Annotated in this window: 4 protein-coding genes; all 4 read right to left on the bottom strand. The window is 73.2% G+C overall.

Translation table 11 applies throughout. From position 1 onward, the window contains the following. Nucleotides 1–609: 609 nt before the first annotated feature. Nucleotides 610–1,554, bottom strand: a complete 945-nt coding sequence (locus tag ACIOD2_RS33170) for an ABC transporter ATP-binding protein (protein WP_400547061.1) — start codon at nt 1,552–1,554, stop codon at nt 610–612. A 42-nt stretch (nt 1,555–1,596) separates the two neighbouring features. Next, nucleotides 1,597–4,947 carry a phosphodiester glycosidase family protein gene (locus tag ACIOD2_RS33165; protein ID WP_400547058.1) on the bottom strand — a complete coding sequence of 1,117 codons (3,351 nt, stop codon included), beginning with the start codon at nt 4,945–4,947 and terminating at the stop codon, nt 1,597–1,599. Nucleotides 4,948–5,060: 113 nt separating this feature from the next. Further along, on the bottom strand, nt 5,061–5,792 hold the full coding sequence (locus ACIOD2_RS33160) for a maleylpyruvate isomerase family mycothiol-dependent enzyme (RefSeq protein ID WP_400547055.1): 732 nt from the start codon (nt 5,790–5,792) through the stop codon (nt 5,061–5,063). A gap of 52 nt (nt 5,793–5,844) precedes the next feature. Further along, complete coding sequence (ndk, locus tag ACIOD2_RS33155) at nt 5,845–6,255, bottom strand: nucleoside-diphosphate kinase (RefSeq protein WP_323336022.1); 411 nt, start codon at nt 6,253–6,255, stop codon at nt 5,845–5,847. Nucleotides 6,256–6,324: the final 69 nt, after the last annotated feature.

The raw sequence follows: 6,324 nt of genomic DNA, 5'->3' as shown, positions 1-6,324 counted from the left end.
CCGGCGAACCCGGCCACGGGAGCAGCCCCAACCAAGGCCGACTAGTCGCACTCCTGCGATCCACACGAATCAGCCCTGGATGGCTCAGGTGAACGAAGCCGCGGTCGCCGACGGCGACCGGCGAACCCGGCCACGGGAGCAGCCCCAACCAAGGCCGACTAGTCGCACTCCTGCGATCCACACGAATCAGCCCTGGATGGCTCAGGTGAACGAGAGCGCAGTTGCCGACTGCGATCGGCAACTCCGGCCGCGGGAGCGGCTCCGACCGAGGCCGACTAGTCGCGCTTCTACGGTCCACGCGAATCGGCGCTGGGTGGCTCGGGTGAACGAAGCCGCAGTTGCCGACTGCGACCGGCGAACCCGGCCACGGGAGCGGCCCCGACCGGAGTCGATGAGCCGCACGGCCACGGTCCGCGTGAGTCGACGACGGGTGGGGTTGCGAGGGTGGCCGCGGGCGTCGCCGACCGGGTGTGCCGGTGTTCGGTTGCCGGGCCGGTCGCGGTCGTGGGTCGTCGGGGTGCGGGGCGGCGGGGGTGCCGGGCTGCTCCGCGCCGGTGGTTGCCGTTGCATAGGATGCGGGGGGCGGGGAACCGGTCTCGGGGGTTGTCATCAGTCCACCAGGGTCCGGCCGGTCAGCCTGAGGAAGACGTCCTCCAGGGAGCTGCGGCGCACCAGGCTCGACAGCGGCCGCAGGCCTCGGGCGTGGGTGCCTTCCAGCGCCGCCTCGCCGTTGTTGCTGTAGAGCAGCACCCGGTCCGGCAGCACTTCCACCCGCTCGGCCAGGCCCTCCACCTGCACCGCCGCCGACTCCTGCTCCCCCGACGCGAACCGCAGCTCGACCACTTCGCGTGTCGAGTAGCGGCTGATCAGCTCGGCCGGCGAGCCCTCCGCGGCGATGCGGCCGTGGTCCATCACCACCAGCCTGTCGCACAGCTGCTCGGCTTCGTCCATGTAGTGCGTCGTGACGATCAGCGTGGTGCCCTGGGCCTTGAGCCGGAACAGCCGGTCCCACAACAGGTGCCGGGCCTGCGGGTCCAACCCCGTTGTCGGCTCGTCGAGCAGCAGCAGCTCCGGGTCGTTGACCAGCGAGCGCGCGATCGTGAGGCGCCGCTTCATGCCGCCCGACAGCGGGTCCACCTTGTCGTCCGCGCGGTCGGTCAGCTGGGCGAACTCCAGCAGCTCCGCCGCCTTGCGCTTTGCCACAGCCCGCGAGAGCCCGAAGTACCGGGCGTAGACGATCAGGTTCTCCCGGACGGTCAGCTCGACGTCCAGGTTGTCCAGCTGCGGCACCACACCGAGGCGCGCGCGGATCCGCGGGCCGGCGGCGTCCGGGTCCAGGCCGAGCACCCGCAGGTCGCCGTCGGTCCTCGGCGACACGCACGCGATCATCCGCATGGTCGACGACTTCCCGGCGCCGTTCGGGCCGAGGAAGCCGAACGCCTCCCCGCGCCGCACCTCGACGTCGATCCCGCGCACGGCTTCGAACTCGCCGAACCGCTTCACCAGTGCCTTGGCCTGCACCAGTGCCGGCTCCCGCTCCTCCGTTTGGTCCACGCCCCGAACACTAGGACCCGCCACCGACAAAAACCGAACGGTTTAGCCGCGAACGGTCGAAACCAGCGTTTTCGTCACCCCGTTGACCGTTACCGACAACTTCGCGACACCCGGGCGCAACGCCGTCAGCACGCCGGTCGACGGGTCGAACGACGCGACGTCCCACGGCGCCGGCGGCCAGCCGCCCGAGGCGATGTGCGTGCCCCACGCCCCCGTCCAGTCCGCGCTGACCGGGTACGACACCGGGACGTCACGGGTGCCTTGGCGCAGCGTCGCGCGCACGTCGGCGCGGGCGCCGCGGGAAAGCACCGCGGGACCGGTGATGCTCAGCGCATCGACGTTCGGCCGGGTCTCGAACCGCACCGGCTGCGCGCGGTCGGCCGGGTCGACGCGCAGCAGCGTCCAGCCGACGAACCCGCCGTCACCCGGTGCGGCCGCGGGCGCCTTGCCCGAGTTGCCGTTGACCAGGTACGGCACACCGTCCACACGCGACAGTGAGAACACGCCGGCGTGCGAGGCGATCGACGCCGCGGGCTTGCCGGACGCCTGCTCGAAGCCGGTCAGCCAACTGGTCAGCAGCGCGGCTTCCTTCGGATCGGCGAGCTGGGAGTTCCCGGTCGGGCTCGGGTCCTTCACCGGGTGGTGCATCGCGACGACGACCCCGCGCACGTTCCGGTCGGCGGCCGCCGAGTCGAGCGCCGAGCGCAGCAGCCGGACCTGGTCGAACCCGCCGGCCCGCAGCGAGCCGCGCGAGGAGTCGAGCAGTACCAGCCGGATCCCGTGCAGGTCGACGACGCGGTGGGTGTCACCGAAGACGGCCTGGAAGTTGGCCAGCCCGTTGCCACCCTCGGCCTCGTGGTTGCCCGGCACGTAGTACCACGGTGCCTTGCCGTCCAGCTCCTCGGAAATCACCTGCCGCGCCAGCGTGAAGTCGGGCGGGGTGCCGCGGTCGACGAAGTCGCCGTTGAGCAGCACCAGGTCCGGCTTCGCCGCGACGGCCTCGCGCAGCGCCCGCCGCGCCTGCGCGACCAGCGGGCCCGCCGGGTCGTCCGCGGTGAACTGGGCGTCGCTGACGACCGCGACGCGCAGGCCACCGGCCAGCGTGCCGTCGGTGACCAGCGCCGGGTCGTGCGGCGCCGGGTCCGCGGGCACGGTCGCCGACGGCGCCACCTCGAACGTCAGGTCGTCGAACACCAGCCGGCCCTCGTACTGCTGGTCCGGCACGTTTTCGACGGCGTAGAACCGCGCCAGCCGCTGCCCGTCGGGCAGCCCGGCGGGCACCGTCGCGGCGACGTACCGCCAGCCCGTCCAGTCCACGCTCAGTGAAAGGTCCACAATGGACGCGACGTTGGCGCCGTCACGCAGTTCCGCCCGCAGCCAGGCGCCCTTGCCGTCGCCGTTCACCCACAGGCCGATCTTCTGGGTGCCCTTCGGCACCGGCAAAGCCGCGGACGGCGTCACGTAGGCGGCGCGGGTCGCGGTCGTGCCGGTGAGGCGGTAGTCGAGGGCCAGACCCTGGCCGCCGTCCCGGCCGGGTGCCGCGGACAGCGCCGCGCCGACGACCGCCGGATACACCGTGGCCGACCAGCCCGCCGGGCCGTCGAGCGGCGCCGCGAGCTGCGGGACCGTGCCGACCGAGGCGGCCAGGTGGGTGGTCAGGCCCGCGGCCGTCGCGGTGATCGCGGAGGCGCCGGACGCGGTCAGCGCCGTCACCGAGTAGCCGTCGCCCGCCGGGGTGACGCGCAGCACGGAGTGGTCGTAGTCGAGCTTGACGTCGTCGGGCTCCAGCCAGGTGCCGTACCCGTCGGCGTCGTAGCCGTAGACCTTGAACGTGCTCGTCGCGCCGGCCGCCGACAGGGCCACCTGCTCGGTGCTCGTGCCGAGCCGGACCGGCTTGCCCAGCACCGAAAGCGCCGTCTTCCCGGACGCGCGGCCCGCCTTGGCGACGACGTCGACACCGCCCGGGCTGTGGCCGGTCACGACCCCGTGCGTCACGGTCGCCCGCCGGAGGTCGGACGTCGTCCAGCGCGGGTCGGCGGCGACCGCGGCGCCGGTCTCGTCGTGGCCGTCGGCGACCAGGTGCCGGGTCAGGCCGGACAGGACGCGGGTCGCGTCGGCCGTGGCCACCGCGGGAGCGGGCGCGAAGGCGGTCAGCTTCCCGCTGCCGGGGACCGTGCCGAAGCCGATCCCGTTGGGCACCAGGCGTTCCCCGCCGTCGGAGGGTGAGTTGCGGATGCTCGGCGCCGCCTCGCCTTCGTTGCGCGCGAGGAGCGTCGACGAGCCGCCGCCGTCGAGGTTGATCGCGTCGTCGGCACCGAGGCTCTTCATGTGCCGCGCGAGTTCCAGCTCGGTCATGCCGCGGCTGTCGGCCTGCCGTCCGTCCACAGTGGCCAGCCACAGCTTCGTGCCGTCGGCGGAGAACCCGACCGCCGTGCGCGGGGCCAGCGCGACGTTGTCGACGGGCTGCACGACGCCGTCGCGCAGCAGGACCTCGTTGCCGCCCACCGCGACCGCGATCTTCCCGGTGTCCGTGCGCGGTGCGTACGCGACGCCGACCGCGTCACCCGGCTTCAGCGCGGCGAGCGCGTCCGCGCCGGCTTCGCGGGCCAGGAGCACGGTCGTGCCCGCCGCGATCGGGCCGTCCGCGGGCGCGGTGCGCACCTGCGTGACGACGCCGTCGCGCAGCTCCACCTCGAGCACCCGGGACGCGCCGGCCACCGACGTCGCACGGCCGGAAGCGCCCCACAACGGCGTGTAGACGCCGATCGCGTCCCGGTCGAGGACCGGGCTGTTGAAGTTCGTGGCCTTCACCGCGGTGCCGCCGGGGAGCGTGACCGTGGCTTCGAGGAAGACCGAAGCGAGACGCGCCTTGCCCTCGTCGGTGATCGACGCCGTGAGGTTGTGCCCGGCCGCGGGTGCGGTCTGCAGCTGCCCGTGGTCGACGCCGACGCCGATCGGCGCGCCGGTGGCGTTGATGTCGAAGAAGTCGCCGTTCACCCCGGCGACCGCGCCGACGCGCGCGACCTGCTGCGAGAGCGGCGTGCGCGCGGAAACCGTGCCCGGGCTCAAGTACGTCGGCTTGAGCACCTTGCTGTGCAGGTCGACGGCGAGGGTGTCACCGCGGATCCAGCCAGCCGGGTCGTAACGGTCGAACTGGGTGAGGTCCAGGCCGGGCGCGACCTCGGTGGTCGCGCTGCCGGTGACGAGGCCGTCGTCCGGGTCCGCGGCGGCGAAGGTCACCGGGGCTTCGTGGGCCGACGACGCGGCGGGCGCGGCCTCGATCGGCGGCGTGCCCAGCGGCGCGGCCAGCGGGTCGGCGTGGGCGGGGACGACGATCCCCGACGCGAACAGCGCGACGAGCGCGCCGGAGAGAACCGTGCGTGACTTCTTCACCGGGTACCCCAGTATCGAGTGAGAGAGTGAGCCGGACCAGCACAGCGCAGCGGCACGGCCACCGGAAGGCTTCCCGGTGAACGCCGCCTGAATGGTCTAGAACAGCTACCGGATCAGGCCGTGAAAGGTGCCTGGAGGAACTGCTCCCCGGTCTCGGTGTCGCCGGTGAGACGCGGCGAGGGGCCGGTGCGCTTCCACAGGTGCAGCAGGAGGTCCTGCGCCGTCGCCTCGGCGGTCGCGGCGGGTTCGGTGGCCGGGCCGAGTGCGGGCGGCTCGCCCGGGTGCAGCGTCCAGGTGTCGCCGGTGTCGGTGGTGCGCAGCGCGAGCGGCGCGGCCAGCGGCGGCGGGGCGTGCCAGCGGGTGACGCGCGGGAGCCAGGCGGTGAGGACCTCGTCGACGCCGTCCGCGGCGACCGACGGGTCGAACGTGACCTCGGTGCCGGCCGCGGCGTGCGCGTCGGCCAGGTGGACGGCGGTTTCGTGGACCTGGCGGCGGAACCAGAAGGCCTTGACCTTCCCGGTGCCCGCGAAGTGCCAGCAGCGGTCCTCGGGGGTGACGGCTTCGAGTGCGTCCACCAGCTGCCGGGCACTTTCGGCGTACCAGGACACGAGGTCGGTGCCCGGTCCGTCCGCGAAGCTCTGCCGTTGTGATTCGCCGGAGAGGACGACGGAGGTGGCCCAGCGGTGCACGTTGCCCAGGTGCGTGGCGAGGTCGGCGACGGTCCAGCCCGCGCAGTCCGGCACGGGCGCGGCGGGGTCGGCGGTGCGCAGGACGTCGGTGAACCCGCCGGTCAGCTCCCGCAGCACGGGCAGGTAGTCGCGGGCCGGGAACGGCATCGTCGTCACGGGGTCCTCCGGAGGGAACCGGGGCCACGCTCGCGCGCGGCCCCGGTGTCGATCACAGGTCGGGGAACCAGAGCTTCAGCTCGCGCTCGGCCGACTCCGGCGAGTCCGAGCCGTGGACCAGGTTGTACTGGGTCTCCAGGGCGAAGTCGCCGCGGATGGTGCCCGGGGTGGCCTTCTCGACCGGGTCGGTGCCGCCGGCCAGCTGGCGGAACGCCGGGATGGCGCGCGGGCCCTCGACGGCGAGCGCGACCAGGGGGCCCGAGGTGATGAACTCCAGCAGCTCGCCGAAGAACGACCGCTCCTTGTGCTCGGCGTAGTGTTCCTCGGCCAGGGCCTGGGGCACGGTGCGCAGCTCGAGGGCGACGAGCTTGAGGCCCTTGCGCTCGATCCGCGAGACGACCTCGCCGACGAGGCCGCGCGCGACGCCATCGGGCTTGACCAGGACCAGCGTGCGTTCAGTCACGACGGTGTTTCTCCTTGTTGCGGTTGCGTGTCGGTGCGCGCGAGCCTAGCCGACGGTCTCGACGGCCTT

The sequence above is a fragment of the Amycolatopsis sp. NPDC088138 genome (assembly GCF_044741685.1).
Taxonomy (GTDB): Bacteria; Actinomycetota; Actinomycetes; order Mycobacteriales; family Pseudonocardiaceae; genus Amycolatopsis.
Note: the sequence above shows the minus strand (reverse complement) of the source record. Positions and strands in the feature narration are given on the sequence as shown.